This window comes from Mesorhizobium sp. WSM1497, from assembly GCF_001672455.2.
GTDB classification, from domain to species: Bacteria; Pseudomonadota; Alphaproteobacteria; order Rhizobiales; family Rhizobiaceae; genus Mesorhizobium; species Mesorhizobium ciceri.
In genome coordinates, this window is sequence record NZ_CP021070.1 from 6,354,392 (window position 1) to 6,381,374 (window position 26,983).

Sequence of the window (26,983 nt, forward strand, 5' to 3'; positions counted from 1 at the left end):
CTGTTAAAAAGTGTTAAATATCATTTTGCACAACGATTTAATTTCTAATTTGATAAATTTACGCGAACGGCGCCATTGCAGTAACGCTGTCGACCCTTATTGCGCCCCTGCATTGCGTACTCGTGCAGCGTCCGAGCGCAATTCGGACACAAGCCTTTTTGGCTGTCCCTGACCTCAGACCTTGCTGTGAAGGTACCATTGTCCGCGACCTTCGATCATGAAGGTTCAGTAATTTATTTGGTATCCGGCTGTCCAAGTTGGTCAACCAATTGAGATGGCAGGGTGCGCATGATGATCTGCTGGGGACAAGGCGATGCTATATGCCCTATTAACTGCCCGCGGATTGGGAGCGCATTGAGATAATAATGCAGGCCACCAAATTCCACAACCTGCTCATCCCAGCCCGTGTGAAGCGTTAGCGGGTCCTGCTGGAGACCAAGACCTACGCATTTCAGTATAGCCTCTTTCCTGGTCCACAGCTCCAGGAACTCTCTCGCAGACTGTTTGCGCGTAACGTCTTCAAACCTCCTGACTTCTTGGTCAGTCATAATGTGGCGGGCCAATTGTCGGCAATTTGCCAAGGGGCGCCAACGCTCAATATCTATCCCAATCAGGCCCACGGCTGAAACGGCGACGGCGGACCAATCCTGGCTGTGAGACTGGCTCACTTCGATATCGCGCGCCGGCAATCGAGGCTTGCCGAACCGCGAAACGGTCATCTGGAGATCTTGCTCCGGAATATGCAAGTGCGCAGCAAGGATGGTTCGAAAAGCAAATTTTGCTTGAATGTATGAAAGCCGCAGATCTGAGTGGCGGATTCTTTCGGCCCGCTCCCGCTCAGTTGGGCTTAGCACTTCACGCATGTATGGCGTTGGGATTGTCAGCTGTGAATGCCGGAAAACCCAAACATCGATCGTACCAAACTGCCTCTGCGAATGCATTCGTCACAGCCTTTGGCTCGCTCCACCACATGCCCTTGCCTGATCAGCGCGAGGGTGAAGTCGTTATTGCTTCCCCCATTTACACGTCCACAGTGCGGTAATGGGGCGGGTCGTTACTGACTTGGGAAAGCTTCTACACTGCCATTGCGTCTCTGGGGTTAAACATTTAAGAAACAACTTAAAGATTTATAAGACCTCTTTGAGCTTCTTTTCATCAGTCGTATACTATATCTTTTGCTGCACCGAACTAGCACCACTAATGTTAACGCGATGTGATTGGCGGCCCGCCATTAGCGCCGTTCCGAAAATAGTTGAGTGATTTCAGCCGGTTGTGATTCCGTCGGATTTGCGAGCTTCGATGGAGATCACGATGGCCTGGACTGAAACCACCCGTGCGCATCGCGGCGCAAGGCTGAGCCGGGCAACGAGGCGCATGTCGGAGCACCGATGCGGGCGTCGTCTCGGCGCTCGCCGTTGCCGCCGGCCAGGCGGTCAAGGCCGGCGACGTGCTTTTGTCCATCGAGGCGATGAAGATGGAGACGGCATTGCATGCCGAGCGCGACGGCACAATCGCCGAAGTGCTGGTCAAGGCCGGCGATCAGATCGATGCCAAGGGTGTCCACAGCCTAAGAAGCACCTCAGCTATTCACTTAGAGGCGCTGAAGCTTTCCCGACGTCGGGCCGACGACCATCTCGTCTCCCGATGAGTAGGCAAACTGGAGTGCGGCAATACCGCGCTCGGCCATCTCCTCAAGATCACGCAGGCTCAGATTGCAGGCGAGAGATAGCAGCGCACCAGAGCAGGACCGCGGACTTGTCGAACTGACAGCCTTTGAACATTGCAACACTCCGAAAACGAAGGTTCCTTGCCACAGCACTGTAATCAAAAGTTGCAGCAGATCAATTTAGGCTCGTGCGCCTGCGCTCGACCCGGAAAAGGAGGCAGAGAATGCGACAGGGTTCATCTCGTTTCCGCCAACCGATGTGCCCGTCAAGGCCGGCGCGCTGACCGGTCATCTGGTCGAAGCCTGCTAAACGGCGAAGGTCATCTCCTCTAGAGGGAAGGTCCCAAACGGATCATGCTGCCGTCGCTGAAGCGTGATTGGCGGAATCTGTGGAGGTTGTGCCCTGTCTCATTTCCTTGGACCAGGTCGGCCCACCAACCCGCCCATGCCGGGTCCGATACCGAAGCCGTGGCTACTCATCCCGGTCGCGATAACCAGACCTAGGATCGCAGCGGCGCGATCGACGATAGGCACGACATCCGGCATTGCATCGATCATGCCCGCCCAACTCGCCTTGAGCGGCACTGTCTTGAACTGCAGGAAAAGCCCGTAATCCCGCGGTCGATGGGCGGAGTGCAGAGGCTTCGGGAGCGGGATTCCCATCTCCAACAGTGATACCGAGATATTCCGGCGCGCCAGAACAGCGCCGTAGTCACGCCGACAATGCCGCCGCCGATGACCACGACTTCCGAAGTCTTCGGCGGAGTCGCTTGAAACTGTACGGGGTGGCTTCGGTGAAGGGGAATATTGTCAAAGAATACTGTCCTTTTGGTACGCTACGGCGGTATCCGGCCTACAGACTTGTCTCGCCTGCGACACCACAAATCGCTTGCAGGATCGCGCCCGGTGCCTGCTGAAGCCGATCCGCATCTGCCGGAGCCATAGTTGAACAATTGGATCAATCAGGACCATCGGCGCATAAAGCACCGTGTCCGAACGATGTGCGGCTTCAATCCTCAGTAAGCGTCGGCATTATCCTGTCCGGCATTGAAATGTTTCACATGATGAGCAAGTGACAGGCCAGGGACGCCTTCAATCCGAATCCGTCGCTGGCCGGACAGTTCGCCATTCTCGCCGCCCGACCAGAAGCGCAAACAATCCTCCCTGCGTCCCAACTCAACCGTTGCAAAACCGATCCTAATCGGTTCGCAATTTGAGATACTCGATCCTGACGTAGCTGCCGCGTCAATCGCCCAGCCGCGCCTCGTCGAGCGTCGCATCGATCGGCGCTTCGCCGGCGACGCGTGCGGCCGCATGGGAGCGGATCGCGGCGACAAGCGCGCATTGCGTTGCCGCACCACGTGCAACTGCTGGAATCCCGCCGAAGAGGACGGGATCGACGCCGGTTTGCAGGAAGAGCTTGCCCCCCACAGTAATCCGCATTCTATTTGACGAAAAGCTCGCGCGCTGTCTTCGTTAAAGGGTCAAACCCACGATCCTTAACAGCAAAACTTTGGGTGATCGTGATTCCAACGTTGTCTAGCCACAGGCCAGGCATCATGTGGAAAACCATACCTGGCTGAAGAACTGTTTCATCTCCCTTGCGGATACTAGCCGTACGTTCTCCCGATGCGGGCGGAAATGCGATGCCAGTCGGATATCCAATTCGGGACTCCTTTTCAATCCCATGGCGAGCAAGCACTTGACTGAATGCGCTGAACACTTCTGAACAGGTCCGCCCAGGACGCACACTTTCGAGGCCGACGTTTAGGGCTTCTACAGCAATCTTCGACAGATTTTGGAATGCAGTTGAGGGTTTGCCGACTACGATTGTACGAGAGAGTTGAACTTGGTAGCGGTGCCGGCACCCCGAAAGTTCAAGATTAACAACAGAGGAATTCGGCACCGGTTCGTCGGTCCAAGCTGCATGTGGAGCGATTGAACGCTCGCCTATGCAAAGATCGGGAGGGCAAGCAGGGTAGTCACCTCCAAACTCAGCCGTACCCGACACTTGCTGGTGATAAATAGCTGCCGCGATATCGCATTCACGAACTCCAGCTTCCACCGTATCGATCACACATTGCATCGCCACATCTGCAAGCTGACCAGCTTGACGCATGATTGCGATTTCAGTCGGGCTCTTTATCAGCCGGAGCCATCCAACGAGTAGGTCAGCATCAACGAATTCCGCAAGTGGCAAAGCCCGGGTAAGATCCTGGTGAGCACGGGCGGAATAATAGTATCCTCCCATCTCGACGCCAACGCGCGCCTTCTCGCCCCCGACTTCCCTTACAATATCGGCCATAAAGGTGTAGGCCGATAGGAAGGGCGAATGAACATGCGTTTCGGGGTAAGCTCTGATGTTTTGATCGGCAAGATAGGTAGTCATTAATGCCGAAACGCGATCCATCAACCGGCCCACCCAAATAGGCTCGTCGTGATCGAGTGACACGATCACCATTTGCGGAGTATAGAACGAGTAAGCGTTATAGCCGGTAAGATAGTTTTGGTTAGGCGGCTCTGACAGAAGAAGGATCTCGATCCCTCTCGTCGTCATTTCTTTCTTTACCGCTGTTAGACGTGACTGAAACTCGGCAATCTCAAAATGCAGTTCTTTTAGCACGTTTTTCTCCTTCTAATTCAAATCAAAGCGACCGTCTTGGGTGGCATCATCATTTCCAGCGGTGTGCGTGGCACATCTGGAGGGAGAAGGGCGGAGCCCACCCCCCCCCGCGTTATGTTGACACGATCGGAGACCATTGGTCGGGCCTGCGATCCCTCGTCGTAGCTCGAACCGCCCCAGGTGTTGGGAGGGCTGGGTGCCGGTCGCCATTACCAGTGGAATGCGGCCAGGCTATAGGCTGACTTGTGGCAGCACAATTCGGATCTGGCAACAATGTATCGGCCGGTACCTCTTGCCACAGTGGGGATGTACCGCGTTGATCGAAGACCTTCACGTAGGTCCCACCATCGCGAGCTATCTCGATCATGAACACAGCTGAAACCGTACCGCTTCGCCGGACCATAGGAAATACGGTCGCTGCCGTCGACCTGCAGGACGCCGCGATAGCCATCCAGATGGCGGGCGACGCATTCGCCGGCACGGCTGTCCTCAAAGCGGTCGGCGACGGGGCTGATCGTCTCGCAGTCGCGGCAGGTGAACTTCTCCCGCACGTGCTGGATCACCTTCCATTGCCGCGGCACCACCTCCAGCGTCTCGGTGATATCCTCACCCAGCTTGCGTAGCCGATGACCGCCGCAGCAATGGCAAGCGGTCGGCGCCGGCTCGACCACGCGTTCGCGCGGCAGATGCTCGGGAAATGGCTGACGCGCCGGTCGTTTGCGCACATAAGGCACCACCTCGGTGGTCCTGGCCGCGGCCTGTTCGGCGGCGATCTCGTCTTCCGTCGCGGTGCTCTCGAGCTCCTCGAAGGTGAGCTCCATCTGGTCGTGCAGGCGGGCTGAGCGTTCAGAACTCTGACCATGCAGCGCCCGCTGCAGCTTGCGGATCGTCAGATGCTGATGTGCGATCAGCGCCGCATCATCCGATGCCTTAGCCCTGGCGACCGCCAGTTCGGCCTCGACCAGCGCAGCGCGCGCGGCCTCGTCTTCGGCTCTGGCCAGCGCTGCGGTCAGCGCCGCTCTGAGCGCGCCGATATCGTCCGGAACAGCATCCTGGGCGGTGGCAACCATGCCCTGGAGTGAATCATAAAACGCGCCCGCTGACTCGCGGAAAATGGCGCAAACTCAAAGAAAAACTCAGCCCGCGCGCTGCGGGCGGAACGTGTGGCGCGGGTTGCGCCAATCGATCCCGTCGAGCATGTAGGCGAGCTGCGCCGGTGATATGGAAACCGTGCCGTCCGCCGGCGACGGCCATAGAAACCGGCCCTTCTCGAGCCGTTTGCATACAGCGACATGCCAAGCCCATCATGCCAGATAATCTTGATCAGATTGCCGCTGCGGCCGCGGAAGACATAAATATCGCCGGCCTAGGGTTAGGTGGCGCGCCACCTAACCGTTCTTATGCATCGGGTGAGATTTTGTGGCGGAGCCGTCCTGGCGCCAGCCGAGGTCTGCCAAATCTGGAATCCTCCGCCACATAATATTTTAGCTTAGATGCTGTTCAGCAGTTGCAGAACGGCATCGGTGGGCCGGAAGCGCGCCCCGTAATTGCCCTCGATGCCCGCCTTTTCGATTCCGTTGCGCATCATCTCGACATCCGCGGCGGCATAGCGGTGGGTGGTGGCGACCTGTGCGTGCCCGAGCCAGGCTTGAATCGTCAAAAGATCCACGCCGGACTGGAGAAGCTTCATGGCGAGGGAGTGCCGGAAGATGTGTGGCGATATGGGCTTTTCGGCCAAGTCCGGCCTAATGGCCACTGCCTTGGCCGCCGCTCGTCGTACGATGTGGGTCGCCCCGAAGCGCGTCAGGCGCTCATTGTGGGCGCCGACAAAGATCGGTCGTGGTTCGAGGTTGGCGATTCCGCGTTCGCGCAACAAGGCCGCCAGCGCTCTCGCCAAATCCTGAGAAACGGGGATGACGCGATCTCTGCGCCCCTTACCGTGCAACAGCACCTGCGAACGCGGGCGTTCCAACTGAAGGTCGTCAGCATTGACACCAATGGCTTCGGAGACCCGCGCGCCGGTCCGCGCCAGGAACAGCAGAAACGCGCGGTCGCGCCGACCACGGGGCGTCCTCTGATCGGGCGCCGCAATGATTGCGTCCACTTCTGCGTTGGTGAGGTGGCGCGTCACCTCAATGTGCGCCCGTTTTGTGGGAATCGTCAGCACGCGTTGCGCGACACCAAAGGACGCCGGGTCGGCCGCTGCCACATGGTGGAAGAAAGATCGTATCGCAGCTAGTCGGGCATTGCGCGTGGCGACGGTGTTGTTCCGCTTCTCCTCGAGTTCGTCGAGAAAGGCGAGAACGAGGTCTCGATCGAGATCTTCGAGCACCAACGCCGCCGGCCTCTTCCGCAACCTGGCGGCGGCAAAGAGGATCAGCATGCGCAAGGCGTCGCGATAGCTCGCGACAGTCGCGGGAGTGGCGTTGCGCTGCTTGGTCAAGCGCCGGCGAAAGTAGGATTCCAGGAGCGGCGCCAGGAGAAGATGTTCGCTCATGCTGCACCTCCATCGAGGAAAGCGCGGTCCGCCGCAATGGCGAGAAGATCCGTCGAACCAGTGAGGTAGTAAGCGGTATCGCTGTAGCTGGCGTGGCCGAGATATGTGGCGAGCAACGGGAGCAGCGCCTGAACGTCTGCGCGCTGTTGGTGCCAGAAGCTGAGGCGGGTCACGGCGAACCGGTGCCTGAGATCGTGCGGCCTTAAGGGCTTACCGCCATCAAGGCCGGCGAGCTTGCGGACCTCGGCAAAACCGTTTTGCAGGCCGGTCGCTGAGAGGCGGTTGCCACGAGAGCTGAGGAAGAAGCCCTGGTCCTTGGGCGTGGGAAAAGCGGCGTCACGCTCACGGGCGTAATGGCGAAGGGCAGCCTGGGTCGTCGTGTGAACTGGAACGAGACGGTCCTTGCGGAACTTCGTCTTCCGAACCAGAAGAACCCCGCTGGTCAGATCGACGTCGGAACGATCAAGCCTGACCACTTCGCCAGATCGCAGTCCCGAGCTTGCTAACAATCCGATCAGCGTTGCCATCGTCCGCCCCCTGAGAGGGATGCCTGGCGAAATGCGCGCACATGCGTCGATGAGCGACGCCAACTCTGACTCGCTGAGGATCCGCGGCGGCGGAATCGCCCTGGATCTGGGAAAGACTCTACGCTCCAAGGTCTCCGTTTGGGCGTCATAGACGGCGAGATACTCGTAGAATCGGCGGAGCACGCCGTGACGAGTGGTGCGGCTGTTGGCGGCGCCGCCGAACGACAGGACGAAGTCCAGCGCCATCGTCCGGGTGGCGGGCGCATCGAACTGAGCGCGTTCAACGTAGCGGACGAAAGCCCGCAACGTGCCAGCTTGTTTGCTGAAAGAGTAGCCGAGCGAGTGGCGCAGTTCGATGTAACGCTCGGCCTTCTCGCCGAGGAATCGGGTAAACGCGGTCATGCCGCGCCTCCCGGAAAGGGGAGTGCGACCTCGGCGAGTTGCGAGGCCGCAACCTTCACGTACAGCGCCGTTGTGTTGATGCTCCGGTGGCCAAGAAGATCGGCGACCTCGTTGATTGGCCTTCGCTGCCTGACGAGCTGGGTGGCAAGGCTGTGGCGCAGGAGATGCGCACCTGCGACCCGCCCGAGTTCGACCCCGCCATGCCGCAACCGCTTCCGCACGATCCTCGAAACAGGCGACGCGCACTTGAACGGCCCCAGCGGCGGCGCGAAGGACAGGAACAGATACGGACTATCCACCTTCGGTCGAGCGCGCAGGATGTAATCGGCGAGTGCGGCGCCGGTCTCCTCGAGGAGTGGTACCACCCGATCACGCTTGCCCTTGGTGCGCCGGACAAAAACCTCGCCAGTACGCCAGTGGATATCCTTCAGCCGAATGGCGCGTAACTCGCCGTTGCGAATGCCGGTGGTGGCGAGCAGCAGCAAGACGGCTCGATCGCGGATGTCGACCGGCGTCGTTGCGCCGATCGCATCGATCGCCTGCCGAACGTCATCCCATGCAAGGCGCGGCGGCAAATGTGCCAAACGCCAAGAGGGCGTCCTTGGGACAACGCGGGCGAGATCTTGGCGATGGTGGCCAGCCCAATACAAAAACCGAAGAAATGTTCGGATGTGAGAAGTCGCTGCCGTGCGGCTGCTGGAGGTCGCCGATAGTGACAGCCGATGCTCGACAGCAGCGAGGACGTGCTCAGCCGCCAACGCGTCGAGGTCCTGGCCGGGATGGTGATGGCGGAACCAATCCAAAAAGCGGCGACCGCCCAGAAGAACGCCTTCGCGGGTCTTCGGCTCCAGGCCCCGCACCCTGCGCAGATAGTCCGAAAAGGAGGCCAGAAGCGGATTATCCGGGTCAGCATCTACACTGGGAACGGAAGCAATGAATCGCTCCGGAGCCACTCGCAGTGCGTGTCCCAGCGCCGACACTGCTCCAATGCGTGGAGAATCCGTCGTAAACGTGGACAAATAGCTATCGACGACATCCTGATGGATCGGCATCGGACCACAGCGCGTCGCGGCAAACTGGCTAAAGCGCGCAATCCGGCTCAGGTAAATCTTGGCGGACGCTCGCTTATAACCAAGCGTGAAAAAATGCTCCGCGAGGCGATCCATCTCGCCGCCGAGCGCACCGCTACGCAGGCGCTTGAGTACCCCACGATACGAAAAATAGAAGTCGAGCATATTGCCCCTCCAGCATTGCGGCGCAGGGGGATCCCGCGTCCGTCAGAGAGGCATGAAATATTATGTGGCGGAGGATTCCAGATTTGGCAGACCTCGGCTGGCGCCAGGACGGCTCCGCCACAAAATCTCACCCGATGCATAACTAGGGTTAGGTGGCGCGCCACCTAACCGTTCAACGGCGCGCTTTACGTCTTCCGCGCCAAAAGAGCGGACAGGATCAAGATCGTCTGGTGGGACGGCAGCGGCGTGTGTTTTTATGCCAAGCGGCTAACGACGCGAAGTTGGCCGCGGATCGGCCACAACCGGGTCCAGCTCAATGCTCAGCTCATGGCTCTGGTTGACGGAATGGACTGGAAACGGGTTCGGACGGAGACCGTCAGGCGGCCGCAATCGGCTGGGTAAAACCCTGCGGCATGATGAATCAGGGGGCTGAAAAGCGGGAAAATTGCCCGCGAATATGCTCTGATTTTGGCCATGTCGACACCCCATCTCGCACTCCCGGACGACGTTGACGCGCTCAAGACGATGGTTGTTGCCATGGCCGAAAAGGCCGCCCTTATGGAGGAGCGCGCCTTCATCTCGAGTTGGTCAACAAAAGTGCTGATGAGCGGATCGCACGTCTGACCGCGGTGGTGAAGATGCTTGGAGAGCGCGCGCTTCGGCAGCCGCTCCGAAAGTTTTGCGGACCGGTGAGCTGAGCGAGGAGCAGTATGCTCTCGTCTTCGAGGAGACCGAAACCGGCGTGGCGGCCATCGAAGCGCAGATGGACAAGTCTGTGGGCGGCTCGAAAGCGAAGCGCGCACCGCGTCCTCGCAAAGGCTTTGCGGCCCATCTCGAACAGGTCGAGGTGGTCATCGAGCCCGAAACGCCTGCTGGCTGCGAAGCGCTGGAAAAGATCCCGATTGGCGAGGATGTCTCCGAACGGCTCGATGTCACCCCGCGAAGTTCCGGGTGATCGTCACCCGTCGGACGGCGTTATCAAGGCAGCCGCTCCCGCCCGCATTCGAAAGCATCCGACCGAAGCGCTGCTGGCGCAGTTCGCGGTGTCGAAATACGCTGATGGCCTGCCGATCTACCGCCACGAAGCGATCTATGCTCGCGATCAGGTCGAGATCGACCGGTCACAGATGGCCCAGTGGATGGGCAAGGTCGGCTTCGAGCTCGAGCCACTCGCCGATTACGCACTGACCGGCATCAACCAGGGTGAGCGGGTCTTTGCCGATGAGACCACGCTGCCAACGTTGGCGGCGGGATCGGGCAAGGCCAAGACGGCCTACCTCTGGACCTATCTCCGCGATGATCGGCCCTTTGGCGGCAGCGGACCGCCCATCAGGCTCCGGCGCCGTTCCACGCCACCCCGCGCGGCTGGGCCGGTCCCGGCCTGCTGGCGATGATCCTGTTCGAGAAGTTCGGCCAGCATCAGCCGCTCAATCGCCAGGCTGAACGCTATGCCCGCGAAGGCGTGCCGCTCAGCCTGTCGACGCTCGCCGACCAGGTCGGCGCCGGCGCCGCGGCGCTGATGCCGCTGTTCAAGCGGCTCGAACCCCATTGCTGTCCGCTTCACGTCTGCACGGCGACGATACGACGGTTCCGGTCCTGGCCAAGGGCAAGACCGATACCGGCCGATTATGGACCTATGTGCGCGATGACCGACCATTCGGTGGCGCCGATCCGCCGGCGGCGGTGTTCTACTATTCCCGCGATCGCCGAGGGGAGCATCCTGCGGCGCATCTCGCCGGCTGGAGCGGCATCCTGCAGGGCGATGCCTATGGCGGTTATGGCGATCTCTATACGACGGGCCGTCAGCCCGCGCCTGTTCTGGAGGCCAGCTGCTGGGCCCACAGCCGGCGCAAAGTGTTCGAGCTGGCCGATATCGAAGCGGCGGCGCGCAAGAAGGCGCGCGGCGAGAAGCCCAACCTGGTCTATCCGCTCGCGGTTAAGCCGTGAGCGCATCGATGCCCTGTTCGATATTGAGCGCGCGATCAACGGCCTGTCCCCAGGCCAACGCCACGCCGTGCGCCAAGAGCGGAGCGCGCCGCTGGTCACCGAGCTCGAGCGCTGGATGATCGAGACGCGCGACAAGCTCTCGCGCGGACACGATCTGACCAAGGCCTTCAACTACATGCTGCGTCGCTAGTCATCCTTCACCCGGTTCCTCGACGATGGGCGGATTTGCCCATCGAACAATGCAGCCGAGCGAGCCCTGCGCGGCATCGCCATCTCGGGGTCATTCTGCCCATGTTGGGCAGGAGGTCGAGGTCCATTACCGTTGGCACCCGTATTTCGGACGTCGGCTTCGCTGCGAGAACAGCGAAGAGCGCGCCAACGGCCGGATCATTCATCTCGTCGTCGCGCCCGGGCATGTCATTACCGCTCCGGCCTGGATGATCGATCCCGTGGCTTGCGCGGCGATGGACCTTGGCTCCCCGCGCGTATCGCTTGCCGCGCTGCTTGAGCTTAACAAGCTCTTGATCGAACGCCGTTTCCGGCGAGGCTCTCCGGATGATTTCACCATCGCGGAGGCGCAACATGAGAACCTTGCCACCCCCGACACGATCTCTCGTGGTCGTTCGCCAACTCAGCTTGCCGCTCGACTCGCAGAAGCTGAACGGGCTGAGTTCAGCGCAATGGACCATAGTGATCGCCCGGCTCGCCAACGTACTGATGGCCGCCGCCGGCGTGGCAACGGAGGAGGAGAGCTGCGATGACGAGCGGTAATCTGATTCCGACTGCCGTCCTCAAGCGCAAGGCCGTGGTCTATGTGCGTCAGTCCACTCAGGCGCAGGTCCAGCTCAACCTTGAGAGCCAGCGTCGGCAGTATGAGCTTGTCGACGTCGCGCGGCGCTGGGGATTCCGCAAAGTAGAGGTGATCGACGAGGATCTGGGACGAACCGCAAGCGGGGCTGTGGAGCGTCCCGGTTTCGAGCGCCTGGTCGACGATCTGTGCACCGGCCATGTGGGCGCCGTGCTTTGCCTGGAGGCGTCCCGCCTGTCGCGCAACGGGCCGGACTGGCATCGGCTGCTCGAGTTGTGCGGCGAAGTCGATGCACGCGTGATCGATCTGGACGGAGTCTACGATCCGGGATTGCCGAACGACCGCCTGCTGCTCGGTATGAAGGGCAGCATCAGCGAGTTCGAGCTCGGCGTGCTGCGTGCCCGCATGTACGAGGCCGCCCGCGCCAAGGCACAGCGTGGGGAACTGCGCATCTCCGTGCCCTTCGGCTATGTCTGGCACCGCGATTATGGTCTCGGTTTCGATCCCGACATGCGCCTGCAGGAGACCATTCGCCTGATATTCGCGCGCTTCCGCGAACTCGGCAGTGCGCGCCAGGTCCTGATCTCGATGATCGACGATGGCGTGCATTACTGCTGTTGCTGGCCGCGCAAACGGGGTTGCGGGTCTCGGAGATCATCGATCTCCACCAGGACTCGGTGATGCTGGGGCACGGTGCCCACGTGCGATGCGTTGGCAAGGGCCGCAAGGAGCGAAGTACGCCGCTCACCAAGGTTGCACAGCAAGCCCTTCGGGGCTGGCTCAACGAGCCCAGGAAGCGGGGTACAACGGCTCTCTTTCCGAACATGCACGGCGGCAGGCTGAGCGCCGACGGCGTGCAGGCGCTGCTGAACAAATATGTCGCCAAGGCTCGCGAACACTGCGTCCCCCTCCGCTCGAAGCGGGTGTCGCCCCATGTTTTGAGGCACAGCGCTGCCATGGAGCTGCTGCAGGCGGGCGTCGATTGTTCGGTCATCGCCCTATGGCTGGGCCATGAGGCGATGGAAACAACGCTGACCTATCTTCACGCACATCTTGAGCTGAAGGAATCCGCACTTGCCAAGCTGAAGCCATACGAACGCGCAAAGGCCGAACGATTTCGACCAAACGACCGGCTTCTCGCGTTCCTGAACGCCCTTTGAGCATGAGACCTATGCCGAGTGTGAACGACCGGTTCTTGGTCGAAATGGCAGGCAAAGCGCGTCATACCGCCATGATCGGAAGAGGCTCGGCATAGTTCGGCGGTCGGCATAAAGCGCTAAGTTGAATGACGTCGACCCTCAGGCCTGGCTCGCCGACATCCTCGCCCGACTGCCCGCCTATCCGGCACATTGGATCGATGATTTGCTGCCGTGGAATTGGAGATCCGCAAAACTGCGGACCCAACCAGCGGCGGCCTGAACATGCAGCGCAATAAGGTGCACCACGTCTACACCGTCGAACTTGTCGCCAGCGACCTCGGCGTCAGCGAAGCGCTCATCCACGAACTGACCCTCGGTCTCGAGCCGGAGGACGGCGTCATCTGGGTGTACGGCACCAACGATGACGACGGGATCTTAGCCTTCACCGATGAAGGCATCGAGGAGGTTAAACTCCTCCTCGAAGAATATCATCGCATCTCCCCATCAAAAACTTGACGCCAGCACCGCAGTGCTAAGGTCCTCATGGCCGCCGGATACGCACGTCTGCGTTCTTCACCGGTTGCGTACGCTTCCGCCGACCAGCGCCGCCGCGGACTTGCGTCCAGCCGGCTCGCAACCGCCTCAAGGACATGGAAGCTTCTGTCATCCGGCATAGGCGCAGACATAGAAATTGACATTGCAAGCTCCTCAGCTCATTCAGTGTCACTATCTATCGCTCATCACCTCAAGCCGCGCCAGATGGGGTCAGCTTGGCGCTTACGCTGATCGCCCTTGCCGCTACCTAGTTAGCTGTGGCACCAAGACCAACGAGTGTCAGCCGAGACCCTTCAATGTCTCAGGATCTGGCTAAGAAATAGCTTGGTGCGTTCGTGCTGGGGGTTGGTGAAGAAGTCGTTGGGATTGCCCTCTTCAACGATTTGGCCCCAATCCATAAATATTACCCGGTCTGCGACGGCGCGAGCAAACCCCATCTCGTGGGTGACGCAGACCATGGTCATGCCGTCGCTTGCCAAACTGGTCATAGTGTCCAGCACTTCGGAGACCATTTCCGGATCGAGCGCCGACGTCGGTTCGTCGAACAGCATGACCGCGGGTTCCATGCACAGCGAACGGGCAATCGCAACACGCTGCTGCTGTCCGCCGGACAGCTGAACCGGGTATTTGTTCGCCTGTTCTGGAATTCGCACCCGCTCCAGAAATTTCAGCGCGGTCTTTTTGGCCTGGGCTTCGGGCACGCCCTTGATCCACATGGGACCGGCCATGCAGTTCATCAGCACGGTCATATGGGGGAAGAGATTGAAGTGCTGGAACACCATCCCGACATTCTTGCGAACTTCGGTCACGTTGCGCATTTTGTTGTGCAATCTGATCCCGTTGACGGTGATCTCGCCCTTCTGATGCGCTTCGAGCCGGTTGAAGCAGCGGATGAGCGTCGACTTCCCGGATCCGGAGGGACCGCAGATGACGATGCGTTCGCCTTTGCGGACGGTTAGATTGACATCAGTTAATGCTCTGAAGGTGCCGTACCATTTGGAGACATTCGTGGCTTCGATAATTATGTCAGCACTCATTGACCCGTGCTTCTGACTGAATGACTCCTGGGATGAAAGTGATTCGCGCAGCACATTGCCAATCGCTTGCGAGGAATCGCCGCTATCGAGGCCCTTCAAGTGACTTTTGAGGCCAGCAGTCATCGTGCTTTGCTCCTTGCATAGTGACGCTCGAGTCGCGATTGAGCCACTTCGAGGCAGGCAGACATGATCCAATAAATCATTGCGGCTGTTATCAGCATCTCCATGTGATGGAAGGTTGGCTGGCCGATGGTGCGAGCAAGGAACGTTAGCTCCCACACTCCGAGGACCGAGACAAGCGAGCTGTCTTTCAGCATTGAGATGAACGTGTTTCCCATTGGAGGAATGATGACAGGCAGCGCCTGAGGCAGGATGATCCTGCGCATGGTTAGACCGAAGCCGAAACCAATGGATCGTGAAGCTTCCCATTGGCCGCGATCGATGCTTTGGATACCGGCGCGGAAAATTTCAGTCATATATGCGCCGACGCAAAGCGACAGCGCCAATATCCCCGAAGGAACGGCATTGATGACAATGCCCAGCTGCGGCAGCCCGAGGTAAATCAGGTAAATCTGTATGAGAAGCGGCAGGCCACGAAAAAAGGATGTGTAGAAGCTGGCGATAGCGTAGGCGAAGCCGTTGCTTGAAAGTTTAGCAATCGCTGCAATGATGGCGATGACTGATGCGCAAACAAGTGAAACTGCTGAAACATAGATCGTCGTCACCACACCCTGCGTAATCAGGTATGGCAGATTTTCCCAGATGAAGGGCAGACTAAGGTTGAACGCTTTGAAGAAGGCCAGGAAGAGAGTCAGCAGCTCGATCCACACAATGCCAATCTGGGCCTTCAAGGGGGCAAAACCGATTAGCACGATGTTTAGGCAGAACGTGACCCCAATCACGAAAGCGATTGCGAAACGCCCATAGACGCCACTCTGCAGAGGGTCGCCGATGACAGGCCGCATAAGCTCGCCGAAGGTTGTGCCCACAAGGTTGAACATGAGACAAATCGCGAAGACGACGCCAAAGATCGAGGCAACAAACCACGGTCTATGGACAAGGACCTCGGATTCCACCGTATCCTGGTAAAGCATGGGACATCCTCCAACAAGGCGGCTCGGGCTGACCCGAGCCGCGTAACTTTCACCAACTTGCTAATTCTCGACAGAGTGGTCCGACCCGTACCATTTGATCGACAGAGTCGAGAGCGTGCCGTCATCCTTCATGCTCTTTAGGGCGGCTGAGACCTTCTCGCTGAACTCCTTGTCGCCTTTCATCATAGGGATGGCAGCAGGCGTGGCAAAGAGACTCCCAAGCACCTTGAAGGGGTAGCCAGATTTGATTGCTCTTTCCGCGAGAGTTCCGTCAGTAAGAATTGCATGAAGACGGGTACCATCGCCTAGCCGGAGATCATCCAACGCAACACCCGTTGAGGTATAAACCTTCACTTCACCGGCCTTGAATTTGTAATCCTCGGGCCGAGCGCCAATCCAATCCCACTTAAAGTTTTGGTTTACATAGTCCTCGGCCAGGGTTCCAGCGGAAACGCCGACGATCTTTCCATTTAGATCGGAAAGTGTAGACGCCTTACTGTCATTGTGAACAATGACAGCCGCTTTTTCATAGAAGTAAGTGGTGGAATAGTCGAATTTTTCAGCTCTGGTTTTAGTAGGGGTCATTTGACCCATGCTAATATCCCAACGGCCCTGCCAGTTGCCTGCGGCTATGATGTCCCACCCCGGCGTGACAAATTCAACGTTAACACCAAGGGATTTAGCGACGCCTTTGGCGACGTCGATGTCATAGCCCTCTAATTCGTGGTTCGCATTCAGGGAAGACATTGCTCCCCAATCAGTGCCAACCGCAACCCTGAGCGTCTTCGTATTGAGAACACGCTGCAGCACCTCTCCGGCATACACCGAGGTACTGTAAACGACCGACGCGATGGACAATGATGCCGCTGTGATAATTGTCACAATCTTATTCATAGTACATTCCCCTTTGAGGTTGATATGATGCATGAGACTCGGCGGTACCGCTCATACAGAAGCGACGGGCCGCTATAGCCAATCACCATGGCTGAAGCAGCCGCGAGCGCTCACTCCTCCATGCCGTCGCCTATATGCTAACCAAAGCCCCTCGGCCCATGAGGTAGCAAGAATATAATCAATATCAGACCCATCTGGAAGTTAGATGGCTGGAAGCGTCTTGGCAGCCCGGAAATCCTCCAGCCGGGCGGTCCAAAATTGGGAACACCTCACGATATCTTGTCATTCGATGACCCATAGTGGGACTTTGGGGACAACAAGATGACCCGTGGTCATGCCAAGCGTGTCAAGATCTAACGCTAGGTATGATGTTACCGATGATATCGAGCCACACGGCGGCACGACCAACATAAAATGTGTGGGTATCCCATCGCGTTTCGAGATGTTCATTTGCGATACACCGAAAGATGCCCCCCACCGAGACCAGTTGGCAACCCACGAACTGCTCATGGCGGAATGAGGTCATGCGGAAAGCAGTATTCGACAACGGCGAAGGAAATTGACCGGTTGCAGTGTTTTGTTTAAGTAAATCGCTTGTCGCCAGCCCCGGCAGCGAAGCGCTTGTTTGGAGAGGACACCAACTTGGGGGCGATTATCTCCTGCGATACCACTAATCGCTTGCAGACTCACTCCCGGACAGCTAAATGCGGTTCTGGATATGCTAGAGCCCCGATGTATTTGAAAAGCGCGTTCTGCTCAGATGTCCTGGAGGTGTGCTCTCAATTGGTCGCCGCAAATAGCGCTTGGTCGGCATCGCGAGCACGCGGAAGGGGGGCTCCAGATCAGGCAACGTCAACGCCTTGCTCAGAATAGCTCACAAGCGTGTGAGGACTCACCTGTCACTGTCGCATGAGCCGGTCCATGAAGAACCTCTCCAGCAGTGTGGGAAATGTGCTGGCGCTCTTCATCCCGGTCTCCCCGCTCAGATGGCTCCACTCGCAGTAGGGCGCACTGCAGTAACTCTGGCGTTTCGGTGAGATCCCAGTAGGTGTCGGTGACGTGTGCGTGCCCGAGGTAAGTCGTCGGCCGTGAAGAATACCGAAGCCGCTGATATCGCATAGGAATAGTCTACTTTTCAGCTTCCGAATTGCAGGTAACGGCCAGTTTGTGGGTAGTTTCTTGCAATTCCAGTTTGCGATTTCGCCGCCTGGCGAAGCGCGATTCGCCGCTTTCATCGCAGTGAATCGGAGCTAGGCGATGGGCAGACCACGCGAGCGGCGTGAGACTGGAGAACAGGATCTGTTCCGCGCTCGCCTTGAGCAGAGAGGCGCGCTTCGGTGCGGTCTATTCGAACGGTCCCGGCATGCTGCCGATGCCGACCCGGCTAATAGCGGGGCTCGCCATCCTCAAGCACACCTTCAACCTGTCGGACGAGGCGCTGTGCGTCCGCTGGATCGAGAACCTGTATTTCCAGTGTCTGTCCGGCGAGGAGTTCTTCCGCCACAACCTGCCGTTCGACCGCTCGTCGATGACGCGCTGGCGCAGCCGCATGGGCGAGGAGCGGATCGTCGCGCTTGCAAGAAAGCCTCAGCATTGCGGTCAAGAACAGGGCGATGAAGCCGACCGACACGCGCCAAGTGATCGTGGACACGACCGTGCAGCCTGTTCCCGACCAACGCCAAGCTCATCCACCGGGCCCGCGAGCGGCTGGTGCGGCTGGCGAAGAAGACGCGGCTCGACCTGCGTCAGTCCTATGTCCGGGTCGGCAAACAGGCGCTGATCATGTATCAGCGCTACGCCCACGCCAAGCAATTCAAGCGGGCCAACAAGGCCCTGCGCAGGCTCAGGACGTATGTGGGGCGCACCGTCCGCGACATCTCCCGTCAGATCGCCGGCGACGCGAAGCTGGACGCGCTTTTCAAATGGTCGCTCTACCAGGCCTCCACCGTTCTCGAGCAGCGCCAGCGCGGCCGCAAGATCTACAGCCTGCATGCGCACGAGGTGGAATGCATCGGCAAGGGCAAGGCGCACGCGCCCTACGAGTTCGGGTGAAGGTGCCGGTGGCCACCACACTGAACCGCTCAAAGGGTGGCCAGTTCGCCCTACATGCAAAAGCGCTGCCCGGCAATCCCTATGACGGCCACACGCTCATCGATCATCCCTGACATGGAAAAGACCATCGGCAACGAGATCAGCCGCGTTCTCGCCGACGCCGGCTATCGCGGCCACAATGCGCCGCAAAGTCATAAGTTCAGGGTCTTCACCGCTGGTCAAAAGCGCCGCGTGACACCGGCCATCAAGCGCCAAATGCGCCGCCGCTCCGCGATCGAGCCGGTGATTGGCCACATCAAGAACGAACACAGAATGGCCGCAATTAACTCGCTCACATCCAAGGCGATGCGATCAACGCCATCCTGGCCGCAGCCGGTTACAACTTCTCCCTCCTGCTCAGGTGGCTGAAGCAACTTTTGTGGCTCTTGATCGCCGCGTTCCTGAACCGGCCGAAGCAGCTTGCCGCTTAGCGATCAAGATTGTTCACAGTCGACTAAGTCGAGAGCACCGGCAGGTTGCGCTCGACAATGACCCCATCGCGATACCAGCGCAGCAGGGTATAGAAGCTTTCGCCACAATCGAATGAGGAGTCAACGACTGGCGCGGTGGCGGTGGGTTCCGGGGAGTTGCCGTTGGCCGACGGCTTTCGCCTTGTGGGTAGTGTGCTGAGGGTTCTGCAAATTCGCTGAGAGAGGGAAGGCTGGTGATGTTCAACGTCACCGATTCCCTGGAAGGAACGCCACCATGACCAAGACAGAAAGTAAGACCGCCAGCGCTGCCGTCAAAGACATTCTGCTTTCGAACCCGGATGGATTGCACGAGGTGATCCGCGCCGTGATGCAGGAGGTGCTCGGGGCCGAGATGGACGAGGCGCTGGGTGCTTTGAAGAGCGAGCGCACACCGGAGCGGCTGGGCTGCCGCTCGGGTTCTATGGCCGTACCCTTGTCATCGGCAAGCTTGAGCTGCGGGTTCCGCAGGACCGGGCCGGCCGCTTCTCCACCGAGCTTTTCGAGCGTTACCAGCGTTCGGAGCGGGCCTTGGTGGCCACGCTTGCGGAGATGTATGTGCAGGGCGTTTCGACCCGGAAGGTCAAGGCGATCACAGAAGAGCTGTGCGGCCATGCTTTCTCGGCCTCGTCGATCTCGGCCATCAACAAACGCCTGGACGAGAGTTTGAAGGCGTTTGCCGAGCGCCTGCTTCAAGAGCCTTTTGCCTACCTCATCCTCGATGCTCGCTACAAGAAGGTACGCGAAGCCGGCATCGTCATGAGCCAGGCGGTGCTGATCGCGGTCGGCATCGACTGGGATGGGCGGCGCCAGATCCTGGCCGTCGAGATGGCCAATCGCGAGCCGCTCGGCCTGGAGGGATTTCCTCGTCGCCCTGAAGGCGCGCGGCCTCAAGGGCTCGAGCTGGTCGTGTCCGACGATCATGCCGGCCTGGTGGCCGCGATCGGCGAGGTGATCCCGGAAGCCGCCTGGCAGCGCTGCTACGTGCACTTCCTCAGGAACGCGCTCGATCACCTACCGAGAAAGCATGGCGACGATTGCCTGCAGGAGTTGCGCTGGCTCTATGACCGGCGCGATCTCGCCGAGGCCAAGGCCGATCTCGCCGCATGGCTGTCCAAATGGTCGGGCCGCTATCCAAGGCTGACGACCTGGGTGGAGGAGACCATCGAGCGCACGCTGACCTTCTTTTGTCTGCCGCGCCAGCATCACAAGCATCTCAAGAGCACGAACATGCTTGAACGGCTCAATGAGGAAATCCGCCGGCGCACCTATGTCGTACGCATCTTTCCAAACTCACAGCGCTGCCTGCGCCTCGTCAGGGCACTGGCCGTCGAGACCAACGAAAACTGGATGGAGGCCAACCGCTTCATCAACATGGACGACCTGCGCGAGCACAAGAAGCTCGCGCTGCGTCAAGCCGCATGACCAGCTTCATGGCCGCCTCATTTTGCGGAACTCACACAACCGCCTTTTGCCGGTGCCGCAGTCCGGACCGTCGCTCCGTTTCCAGTCGCTGCTCATCAAACCGGACATCGGATCTCCCGCATCCAGCTTCCCACTGGCCTCATCGTAAGGCCCACGGCGGCGATACGCGCTGCCGACGAAGACACACCACGCCCAGTTTCTCGGAGATGTGGTCCGCGAGAGCTGTTTCGCGCCGCACCCTTGCAGCTTATGCCGATGGCACTTGCTCACGCGGTCATACACATTACCGGTCAACGGCATCATAGGCCGGCGCTCGGGTGTCGTAGCTGAAGTAGGTCGACCAACCGAGCAAAAGCTGGTTCAGCCGAACACGCACTTCTAGCCGCGGCCCCTTGTTACACCCTCCGCCTCGATCTGCGCAAAGGTCACGCCGTTCACGCCCGGCGAACCCGCATTGGCGCGGGTAAGCGCATAGGCATGGCGCAGCATGTCTTCACGGCAGATCTTGTCGTAGAGCACGTAGAAGCGGTAAAGGGGCTCCGCCTTCGCCTTACGATACAGCTTCCTCTGCAGATACCTGGTCATTTCGGCGTTTCCATGCTTGTCGCCAATCACCCCTCCCCACCACCTTCGAAAGCACACCAGAAGTCAGGGTCCTTCGCTCCGCTGGCATTACCCGGCTTCAACGGCCGGACGACCGTTTCCGACTCCCGCCGGCACCGCCGCCCGGAGGTTGAGGCCGCCACCCTCATGCCGAACGGGCCTCCCTTCGATTACCAGCATCACCTTTCCAACGTGCCGTGCCCAATACCCGGCAGACCGGACAGGTGCCTATGTCGATTGCTTCCCTGTCCGCACAGCCTTCCCCGAGCGAGAGATGGGTCGGAGTCTGCATTGACTCTTTCGAGGCCTGCTCAGGCTTTACTCACGTTACGGCACGCTGGATTGCTCGACCGCCCGGGGCGGTCTTTGTCACGAGGCTTCGTCCCGGCCAGTTACCCAACCAAGCCGCTATTCAGACTTTCCGGTGGATCCCTCCTCCACTGGTGATACGCGCCTTCGAGGCATCATCACGCCTGCCAACGGGACGGTGGACACCCAGAATCCGCCGCCTAACGTACACGCAGAAGTTGCCACCGACACGGACTGACGAAGGTCAGGTAAATTCATACTATTCTCGATATGCCCATTCGGCGACTGACAATGCCCGGATCGAATTTACCATTGTCCGCCTCAACACCGCCTCTAAGGTCGGCCAGCACATCGGGCAGGAATGGTTCCACGCGCCGCGATAGCAGGTTGAAATTCAGGAAAAGCTGTTCAGCTGTCGACAGTAACGCTCCGTCGGCACGTACCATGGTTTGCGCGACATGGACTCGCTTTTCGTCTATGTCGGCTATCCAAGTAGTAAGGACCAAATTGTCGCCGCGCATCGCTTCTTTCTTGTAAGCGATCCGCGCCTCGGCGGTGACGAGGCCAGAGAGCATCGAACCATTCGCATTTAGACGTATGGCAGTGTCGAGCCGTACATCCGCAGCTTTACTGAACGCTGCCAGATAGTGCACCATATTCATGTGCCCATATCCGTCAATAAGATCGTCGGTCACCATTGTTGCGAATTTACAGGTCGCATCCATCTATTTGCCCAATCTCTTGTAATGTTAGAAGATTACAGTGCCGCCGATATTGCGTGCTCACACTCTACTCGCACGTCGCTGCTGCCGAAAGAGAGCTCAAGCGACACATGACAGAGGCGAAGTTGGCGGTGCATCGCTTTTGCTTGGCTCCGCGATATTCGTTCCACGCACATAGAGACGCCCATGCCCCCGCCGATGCAGAGCGTCGCCAGGCCCTCTTTCGCGCCGCGCCGGCGCATTTCGTAGACAGCGTGTTGAACACGCGGGCACCGGAGGCGCCAATCGAGTGGCTGATGGCGATGGCTGCCATCAACGTTAACGATTGTGGATCCCAGGCCATGCTTTTGTAGACGGCGCGGGCCTGCGCGGCGAAAGCCTCGTGGCCTCTACGAGGTCGAGGTCCTTGACCGACCAGCCGGCCTTCTCCGGCGCCCGCCTCGAGGCGGGAATAGGTCCGGGGCCCATTATCGCCGGATCGACGCCGGCAGTCGCCCCGGCAGCGATGCGGACCAGCCGGGCGATGCCGCGGCCTGGTGGCTTCTGCCTCGGTCATCAGCAGCGCGCCGGCGCCGTCATTGATGCCGGACGCATTGGCCGCGTCACCGTGCCGTCCTTGTCGAGAGCCGGCTTCAGGTTAGTCATGGCGTCGATGACGGCGCCATGAGGATATATTCGTCCTGGTCGACGATCGTGTCGCCCTTCTTGCCCTTGATGGTGACGGCGACGATCTCATCCTTGAACTGCCAGCCTTCTGCACCGCCTCGGCCTTGGTCTGCGAGGCGAGCGCGAACTGTTCCTGGTCGCAAGCAAAAATGGCTGGTGAAATTGACCGCCAACGTTGGTTTCCAATGTCGATCCCATCCATCCGCTCGGCTGCAGCTTCGAAGAAGCGCTCAGTATCGGTCGCTTCGGCAAGATCACAACGTGTCGCGCCAATGGCGGGATGTCGGTGGCTCATCTCTGCAATCTTCTGTTGATCAACATCGCACACCTCTACCGGAGCCCCAGCTTTCGCAAGTGCCTCGGCGATAACACGACCAATACCGGAGGCCGCAGCGGAGACCATAGCTCGGCGACCAGTGAGAGACAGGGAGGGGGTCCTTTGTGCTGCTCCTAAATATCCGAGTAGGTCGCAAGTTTTGCAACGAATTCACGACTTACTTAGAGGTCCAACACACTATTTCTGCGAGCGTCGCTAATTCAAATGTTGTTTGCAGATTGAAGCCATCTCGAATTCAGATTCTACCGCGCTAATGGAGAATGGTAACTTCTCCGGGGTTACGCGGGCACAATACTGCGAACTCACCAGCGATAGCTACGCATTGCCGGCTGCGAGCAGCGCGTCGATTTCTGCATCGCTGTATTCAACGAGCGGAGAATCTTACGAGTGGACGCGCCGAATTTTTCGGCCGGGGAGAGTGCACTGACCGCAGGCCTGACGGCATACGGATCGAGCTGCACGACGACGTGGCCGCTCTGGTGCTCACAGTAGCCCGAGAAGGAAAAGCTGCCGCGGTCCGTGCCCGGGGTGCCATCCGCAGGCCGGGCGTTTCCGGAACATATCGCACCGATGTCCTCGCATACCGCCACGCCGCGCCAGCGGGCCGAAGCTTCGCATCGGGACCCGCGGGTTCATCGAAAGGCCCTCGTCCCGCGTAGTCGTTGCAATAGGGCATCTGCAGCAGGCCCGAGAGGGCCGCGAGCGAGGTTCCTCGGCCACCCAAGCACGTGCAGTATCTCAGATATTTTCGACTGCACGTCGCACTGCAATTAGCCGCTTCTCCCAGGCGTCGCCGGTGAGCCTCTTTGCGCGCGCTGCCAAGAGTTGCGGACGAAGGATGTCGCGCAGTGCATCGGTCAGGGGCGGACCGGGCAGGCGGCTCCAGTCAGTGTCCATCAGGATCGACCATTTTTCTTCATCTATCTCGCCGGAACCCTTCGGATCTATCCAACCCAATTGGGCCTCACATGGGCCTGAAATGCCATAGCGAAGACCAGGTCCGCCCTTAATGATGTTGTCGATCTCTTCCATCGTAGCCTCGCCGGCGGCGATCATTTGGACCCCCTCCCGCCACATCGCGGCTTGCAGGCGATTGCCGATAAAACCCGGAACGGCATGCGACATTACAACCGGTTGTTTGCCGATGCTGCGGTAGAATTCGACCGCAGCTTCAAGTCTTTCAGTCGGCATTTCAGGTGTGCCGACGATCTCCATGGCCCGGATCAGGTGCGGGGGGGAAAAAGGATGTGCTACGAGGAGGCGACCCGGATTGGGAATGTCTCTAGCGATATCGGCTGGCAAAAGTCCTGATGTGGAGGAGGCGATAATCGCATCGAGCGGCGCTAGACTGGCTATTTCCCGGACCAGCACTCGTTTGAGTTCAATCTGTTCCGGGGCATTTTCCTGGACGAGCTCTGCCTCAGCAACCGCCTCACCCAAACTGCCGCAAAGTCGAAGGCGCGTACGTACAGTTGGCATTTGAAGCTCTCGCAATTGCGGCTCGTAGCGGTCGAGGGCGGCCAATAGACGATCCTGCCAACCCGGCCTCGGGCCCCATGCGGTCACCTCATGCGTGCCAGTAATGAACAATGCCACCCAGCTCGCGCCTATGGTTCCTGTGCCAATGCATGCGACGCGCATAGTTTACCTCATATCAATGGATCTGGAGAGTGACTTCTCAGGTGGGCTGCGAGAAAACCCGAAGAACCTGAAGCGATGACAACATTAGGCGCCAAGGGCCTCAAGCGTCATCCGGCATATGGTTGTGATGTCGTAGATAGGCAGCCCTGTCATACGACGGATTGCCGGCGTTATCGGCGGGAATCCAGTGCACGTGAACAGTAACGCAGCGATCTCCGGATGTGCGCCGCGGAGCCGGGCGACGCAAGCTGCCACATCATTCTCAATGTCGGCGATATCGGTCGGTTGCGGCGGACGCATGGACGCGTTTTCCAAAATCTTACCGCCTTCAATGCCGCCGATGACGATCCGATCCCGGTCGGCCTGATCACTGAGCCCAAGCAAATCATCTCGAAACACTCGTGAATCAGCTGTGACGACAGCGAGTTTGGCTTTGGGGGGCAGTTGGCGGAGCAGCGTCGGCACTAGGAGCAGACTGGACATTACGACCGGGACGCTTACAGCCGCAGCCACCGCCGCCTGATGCCGGACAGCAGAGCCGCAGTCCGAGGTGATTACGACCGCGCCCCGCTCTACGAGCCTCCGAGCTGCTGTCACAAAAGCCGGCTGGAGCGCAGGTTCGCCCAGCATGACAACATCCGCCCAAGCTCCTTCGACGGTTTCTGATATGACGGGAAAGTCGAAAGTAGCTGAACTAAACAGCGAGCCGGACGGCGGCGCCGGCGGCGTCACGCCGGGTGGCAAGGCAGGTTCCAAACCCAGAATTCCAAGGCAGCTCTCGATTTGCGACGTCATTCTGGCCTCCATCATCGTTCGCTGCATGGGATACCCCAGTGCGGTCATCCGCGCTTTTTGACGCCGAGAATTGACCGTGCTTCGGCAGGCGTGGCGACGCTGGCGCCCATGCGCTCAATGATCCCAACCGCATTGTCTACGAGCTCGGCATTGGATGCCAGCAGCCCTCGTCGGAGATAGATGTTATCTTCCAAACCCACCCGAACGTGCCCACCCATTGGCACCAACTGTCCAACCATCGGCATTTCATCTGCCCCGCAGCCAAATCCGCCCCAGACTGCCCCAAAAGGGAGAATCTCACGCATCGCCTGCACAGCGCTCGGCACAGCGGGAGCGCCATAACCTGTGCCGAGGCAAAATTGGAAAAGGGGCGGGCTGCCAATTATGTTTTCGGAGATGAGTTTCTTAGCGACTTCGATGTGGCCTAAATCGAAGCATTCGAGCTCGGGCTTGACACCAGCCTCGCGCATGAGTGCCGCCATCTGTCGCAGATCGGACATACGCGCAACAAAAATCCGCTCACCAAAAGCCATCGTTCCGCAATCTAGGGTGCTAAGCTCTGGCTGAAGTTTGACGGCATGGGAGCAGCGTCCAATTGCGTCCTTAAGTGTGCTAGTTTTCCTTATTTTTAAAGGATTCAAAGAATCAAGTTCAAGTTCACCATCCATTCCACAGGTTAAGTTGATGATGACGTCCGTCGCCGCGTCCCTAAGCTTCTTAACAACCTGTTCATAGAGCTCAATTCGGTTTGATGGGGCTCCCGTGTCAGGCTCACGGACGTGAATGTGCACAATCGCAGCCCCAGCCTTTGCAGCTTCCAGTGCAGCTTCCGCGATTTGCGATGGCGTTTTGGGGATATTTGGATGCTTCGCAAGAACCGCGCCCCCCCCTCCGGTGACCGCACAGGTGACAATGACTTTCCGGGACATCAGAAATCCTATTTCGGTATCTCTTAATTGTTTAGTCTGGCGCCAACACACTCGATGGTGCTACCGAGTGGTCACACAAGGGAAGGATAGGCATGGCGGCCGATCATTAAATCTGGCGTATTCTTCACGTGCGTCACGTATTGGTCAAATATTGATTGTCGCCGCCGATCATCTGGATGCGAGATGACTGTGCGCGGACGCTGGTCGGAGATCTAAAGCGCGTCGCGTTTGAACGAAATCAGGCGACGTCAGGTTGCCCCCGATGAGCCCTCGTTCATAGCTGGACTCTTCTCCTTGTTGAGCTGCTCCCCGTCTTTGGATCGCCCAGGCTGGAACTTCCGGGCTGATTTGATCCGATACCATTCTTTGGACCGCCGGAAGGTGGAGTTTTCCGGCTGTTTCACGATGGCGGGCTGACGGCGCCATCGGGATTGAGCAACGAGATCGGAACCTTGTGCCCGATTGCGCCATGGGGGCGCACCTCGTTGAACAACTCAGCGACGCAACACCCACGGGACCGGCCCGGAGCGCGAGCTTCTCTACGATGGCATCCTTGGGTGGGTAGCCAAGTCCA

At 59.1% G+C, this 26,983-nt stretch carries 18 protein-coding genes and 12 pseudogenes; 12 read left to right on the forward strand and 18 right to left on the reverse strand.

Annotated features, from left to right (window positions below; genetic code table 11):
* Nucleotides 1-233 precede the first annotated feature (233 nt).
* A complete protein-coding gene (locus A9K65_RS31000) occupies nt 234-941 on the reverse strand; it encodes a 4'-phosphopantetheinyl transferase superfamily protein (protein ID WP_084016210.1) in 708 nt (235 codons plus the stop codon).
* 396 nt (nt 942-1,337) lie between these two features.
* Here A9K65_RS31000 and A9K65_RS36670 point away from each other — a divergent pair.
* Nucleotides 1,338-1,555 (forward strand): annotated as a pseudogene (locus tag A9K65_RS36670) (biotin/lipoyl-containing protein); the annotation flags it as partial.
* A 519-nt stretch (nt 1,556-2,074) separates the two neighbouring features.
* On the opposite strand, the gene A9K65_RS36675 reads toward A9K65_RS36670, so the two are convergent.
* Complete coding sequence (locus A9K65_RS36675) at nt 2,075-2,329, reverse strand: FAD-dependent oxidoreductase (RefSeq protein ID WP_064995287.1); 255 nt, start codon at nt 2,327-2,329, stop codon at nt 2,075-2,077.
* Between the two features lie 202 nt (nt 2,330-2,531).
* Here A9K65_RS36675 and A9K65_RS35760 point away from each other — a divergent pair.
* Nucleotides 2,532-2,805 (forward strand): annotated as a pseudogene (locus A9K65_RS35760) (DDE-type integrase/transposase/recombinase); the annotation flags it as partial.
* A 106-nt stretch (nt 2,806-2,911) separates the two neighbouring features.
* Here the strand turns inward: A9K65_RS35760 and A9K65_RS31015 are convergent.
* The 6 genes and pseudogenes from A9K65_RS31015 to A9K65_RS31045 form a co-directional block, all read right to left on the reverse strand.
* Nucleotides 2,912-3,109: a hypothetical protein gene (locus A9K65_RS31015; RefSeq protein ID WP_064995288.1), complete on the reverse strand. Its 198-nt coding sequence runs from the start codon at nt 3,107-3,109 to the stop codon at nt 2,912-2,914.
* Nucleotide 3,110: 1 nt separating this feature from the next.
* A complete protein-coding gene (locus A9K65_RS31020; RefSeq protein WP_084016212.1) occupies nt 3,111-4,289 on the reverse strand; it encodes a Xaa-Pro peptidase family protein in 1,179 nt (392 codons plus the stop codon).
* A gap of 509 nt (nt 4,290-4,798) precedes the next feature.
* Nucleotides 4,799-5,359: pseudogene (locus A9K65_RS31025) on the reverse strand (IS66 family transposase zinc-finger binding domain-containing protein); the annotation flags it as partial.
* 419 nt (nt 5,360-5,778) lie between these two features.
* Complete coding sequence (locus A9K65_RS31035) at nt 5,779-6,786, reverse strand: tyrosine-type recombinase/integrase (protein ID WP_064995508.1); 1,008 nt, start codon at nt 6,784-6,786, stop codon at nt 5,779-5,781.
* Nucleotides 6,783-7,715 (reverse strand): tyrosine-type recombinase/integrase, encoded by a 933-nt coding sequence (locus tag A9K65_RS31040; RefSeq protein WP_064995509.1) that lies wholly within the window; start codon nt 7,713-7,715, stop codon nt 6,783-6,785. The genes A9K65_RS31035 and A9K65_RS31040 overlap by 4 nt, the downstream gene beginning before the upstream one ends.
* Nucleotides 7,712-8,950, reverse strand: a complete 1,239-nt coding sequence (locus A9K65_RS31045) for a site-specific integrase (protein ID WP_086081364.1) — start codon at nt 8,948-8,950, stop codon at nt 7,712-7,714. Before A9K65_RS31045 ends, A9K65_RS31040 begins: the two co-directional genes overlap by 4 nt.
* Before the next feature lie 474 nt (nt 8,951-9,424).
* On the opposite strand from A9K65_RS31045, the pseudogene A9K65_RS31055 reads away from it, so the two are divergent.
* The 8 genes and pseudogenes from A9K65_RS31055 to A9K65_RS31080 all read left to right on the forward strand — a co-directional run.
* Nucleotides 9,425-10,281: pseudogene (locus tag A9K65_RS31055) on the forward strand (transposase); the annotation flags it as partial.
* A 5-nt stretch (nt 10,282-10,286) separates the two neighbouring features.
* Nucleotides 10,287-10,897, forward strand: a pseudogene (locus A9K65_RS36560) (IS66 family transposase); the annotation flags it as partial.
* Between the two features lie 43 nt (nt 10,898-10,940).
* Nucleotides 10,941-11,405 (forward strand): annotated as a pseudogene (locus tag A9K65_RS36565) (transposase).
* A 74-nt stretch (nt 11,406-11,479) separates the two neighbouring features.
* Nucleotides 11,480-11,668, forward strand: coding sequence for a hypothetical protein (locus A9K65_RS35435; RefSeq protein ID WP_064995247.1), 189 nt, complete (start codon nt 11,480-11,482; stop codon nt 11,666-11,668).
* Nucleotides 11,655-12,317: pseudogene (locus A9K65_RS31065) on the forward strand (recombinase family protein); the annotation flags it as partial. The gene A9K65_RS35435 and the pseudogene A9K65_RS31065, both read left to right, overlap by 14 nt.
* A 26-nt stretch (nt 12,318-12,343) precedes the next feature.
* Nucleotides 12,344-12,865 carry a tyrosine-type recombinase/integrase gene (locus A9K65_RS31070; protein ID WP_245321945.1) on the forward strand — a complete coding sequence of 174 codons (522 nt, stop codon included), beginning with the start codon at nt 12,344-12,346 and terminating at the stop codon, nt 12,863-12,865.
* 112 nt (nt 12,866-12,977) lie between these two features.
* Nucleotides 12,978-13,124, forward strand: a pseudogene (locus A9K65_RS31075) (transposase domain-containing protein); the annotation flags it as partial.
* On the forward strand, nt 13,076-13,360 hold the full coding sequence (locus A9K65_RS31080; protein WP_224656013.1) for a hypothetical protein: 285 nt from the start codon (nt 13,076-13,078) through the stop codon (nt 13,358-13,360). The pseudogene A9K65_RS31075 and the gene A9K65_RS31080, both read left to right, overlap by 49 nt.
* Nucleotides 13,361-13,692: 332 nt before the next feature.
* Here A9K65_RS31080 and A9K65_RS31085 read toward each other — a convergent pair whose 3' ends face one another.
* From A9K65_RS31085 to A9K65_RS31095, 3 genes are all read right to left on the reverse strand, one after another.
* Nucleotides 13,693-14,436: an amino acid ABC transporter ATP-binding protein gene (locus A9K65_RS31085; protein ID WP_064995251.1), complete on the reverse strand. Its 744-nt coding sequence runs from the start codon at nt 14,434-14,436 to the stop codon at nt 13,693-13,695.
* 119 nt (nt 14,437-14,555) lie between these two features.
* Nucleotides 14,556-15,530: an amino acid ABC transporter permease gene (locus A9K65_RS31090; protein ID WP_064995246.1), complete on the reverse strand. Its 975-nt coding sequence runs from the start codon at nt 15,528-15,530 to the stop codon at nt 14,556-14,558.
* A gap of 60 nt (nt 15,531-15,590) precedes the next feature.
* On the reverse strand, nt 15,591-16,424 hold the full coding sequence (locus A9K65_RS31095; RefSeq protein WP_064995250.1) for a transporter substrate-binding domain-containing protein: 834 nt from the start codon (nt 16,422-16,424) through the stop codon (nt 15,591-15,593).
* A gap of 1,257 nt (nt 16,425-17,681) precedes the next feature.
* Here A9K65_RS31095 and A9K65_RS31100 point away from each other — a divergent pair.
* Nucleotides 17,682-18,946 (forward strand): annotated as a pseudogene (locus tag A9K65_RS31100) (IS5 family transposase).
* A gap of 274 nt (nt 18,947-19,220) precedes the next feature.
* Nucleotides 19,221-20,407 (forward strand): annotated as a pseudogene (locus A9K65_RS31105) (IS256 family transposase).
* A 378-nt stretch (nt 20,408-20,785) separates the two neighbouring features.
* On the opposite strand, the gene A9K65_RS31110 reads toward A9K65_RS31105, so the two are convergent.
* The 7 genes and pseudogenes from A9K65_RS31110 to A9K65_RS31140 form a co-directional block, all read right to left on the reverse strand.
* The gene (locus A9K65_RS31110; protein ID WP_224656014.1) at nt 20,786-20,992 is read right to left on the reverse strand and encodes a hypothetical protein; all 207 of its coding nucleotides are present in this window, start codon (nt 20,990-20,992) and stop codon (nt 20,786-20,788) included.
* A gap of 581 nt (nt 20,993-21,573) precedes the next feature.
* Nucleotides 21,574-22,044 (reverse strand): thioesterase family protein, encoded by a 471-nt coding sequence (locus tag A9K65_RS31115; protein ID WP_084016180.1) that lies wholly within the window; start codon nt 22,042-22,044, stop codon nt 21,574-21,576.
* Nucleotides 22,045-22,199: 155 nt separating this feature from the next.
* Nucleotides 22,200-22,846 (reverse strand): annotated as a pseudogene (locus A9K65_RS31120) (acetyl-CoA C-acetyltransferase); the annotation flags it as partial.
* A 54-nt stretch (nt 22,847-22,900) separates the two neighbouring features.
* Nucleotides 22,901-23,110 (reverse strand): annotated as a pseudogene (locus tag A9K65_RS31125) (SDR family NAD(P)-dependent oxidoreductase); the annotation flags it as partial.
* Between the two features lie 672 nt (nt 23,111-23,782).
* Complete coding sequence (locus tag A9K65_RS31130; RefSeq protein WP_086081366.1) at nt 23,783-24,685, reverse strand: 3-hydroxyacyl-CoA dehydrogenase NAD-binding domain-containing protein; 903 nt, start codon at nt 24,683-24,685, stop codon at nt 23,783-23,785.
* Nucleotides 24,686-24,769: 84 nt separating this feature from the next.
* Nucleotides 24,770-25,480: a hypothetical protein gene (locus A9K65_RS35770; RefSeq protein WP_181170840.1), complete on the reverse strand. Its 711-nt coding sequence runs from the start codon at nt 25,478-25,480 to the stop codon at nt 24,770-24,772.
* A 44-nt stretch (nt 25,481-25,524) separates the two neighbouring features.
* A complete protein-coding gene (locus tag A9K65_RS31140; RefSeq protein ID WP_064994923.1) occupies nt 25,525-26,409 on the reverse strand; it encodes a 3-keto-5-aminohexanoate cleavage protein in 885 nt (294 codons plus the stop codon).
* Between the last annotated feature and the right edge of the window lie 574 nt (nt 26,410-26,983).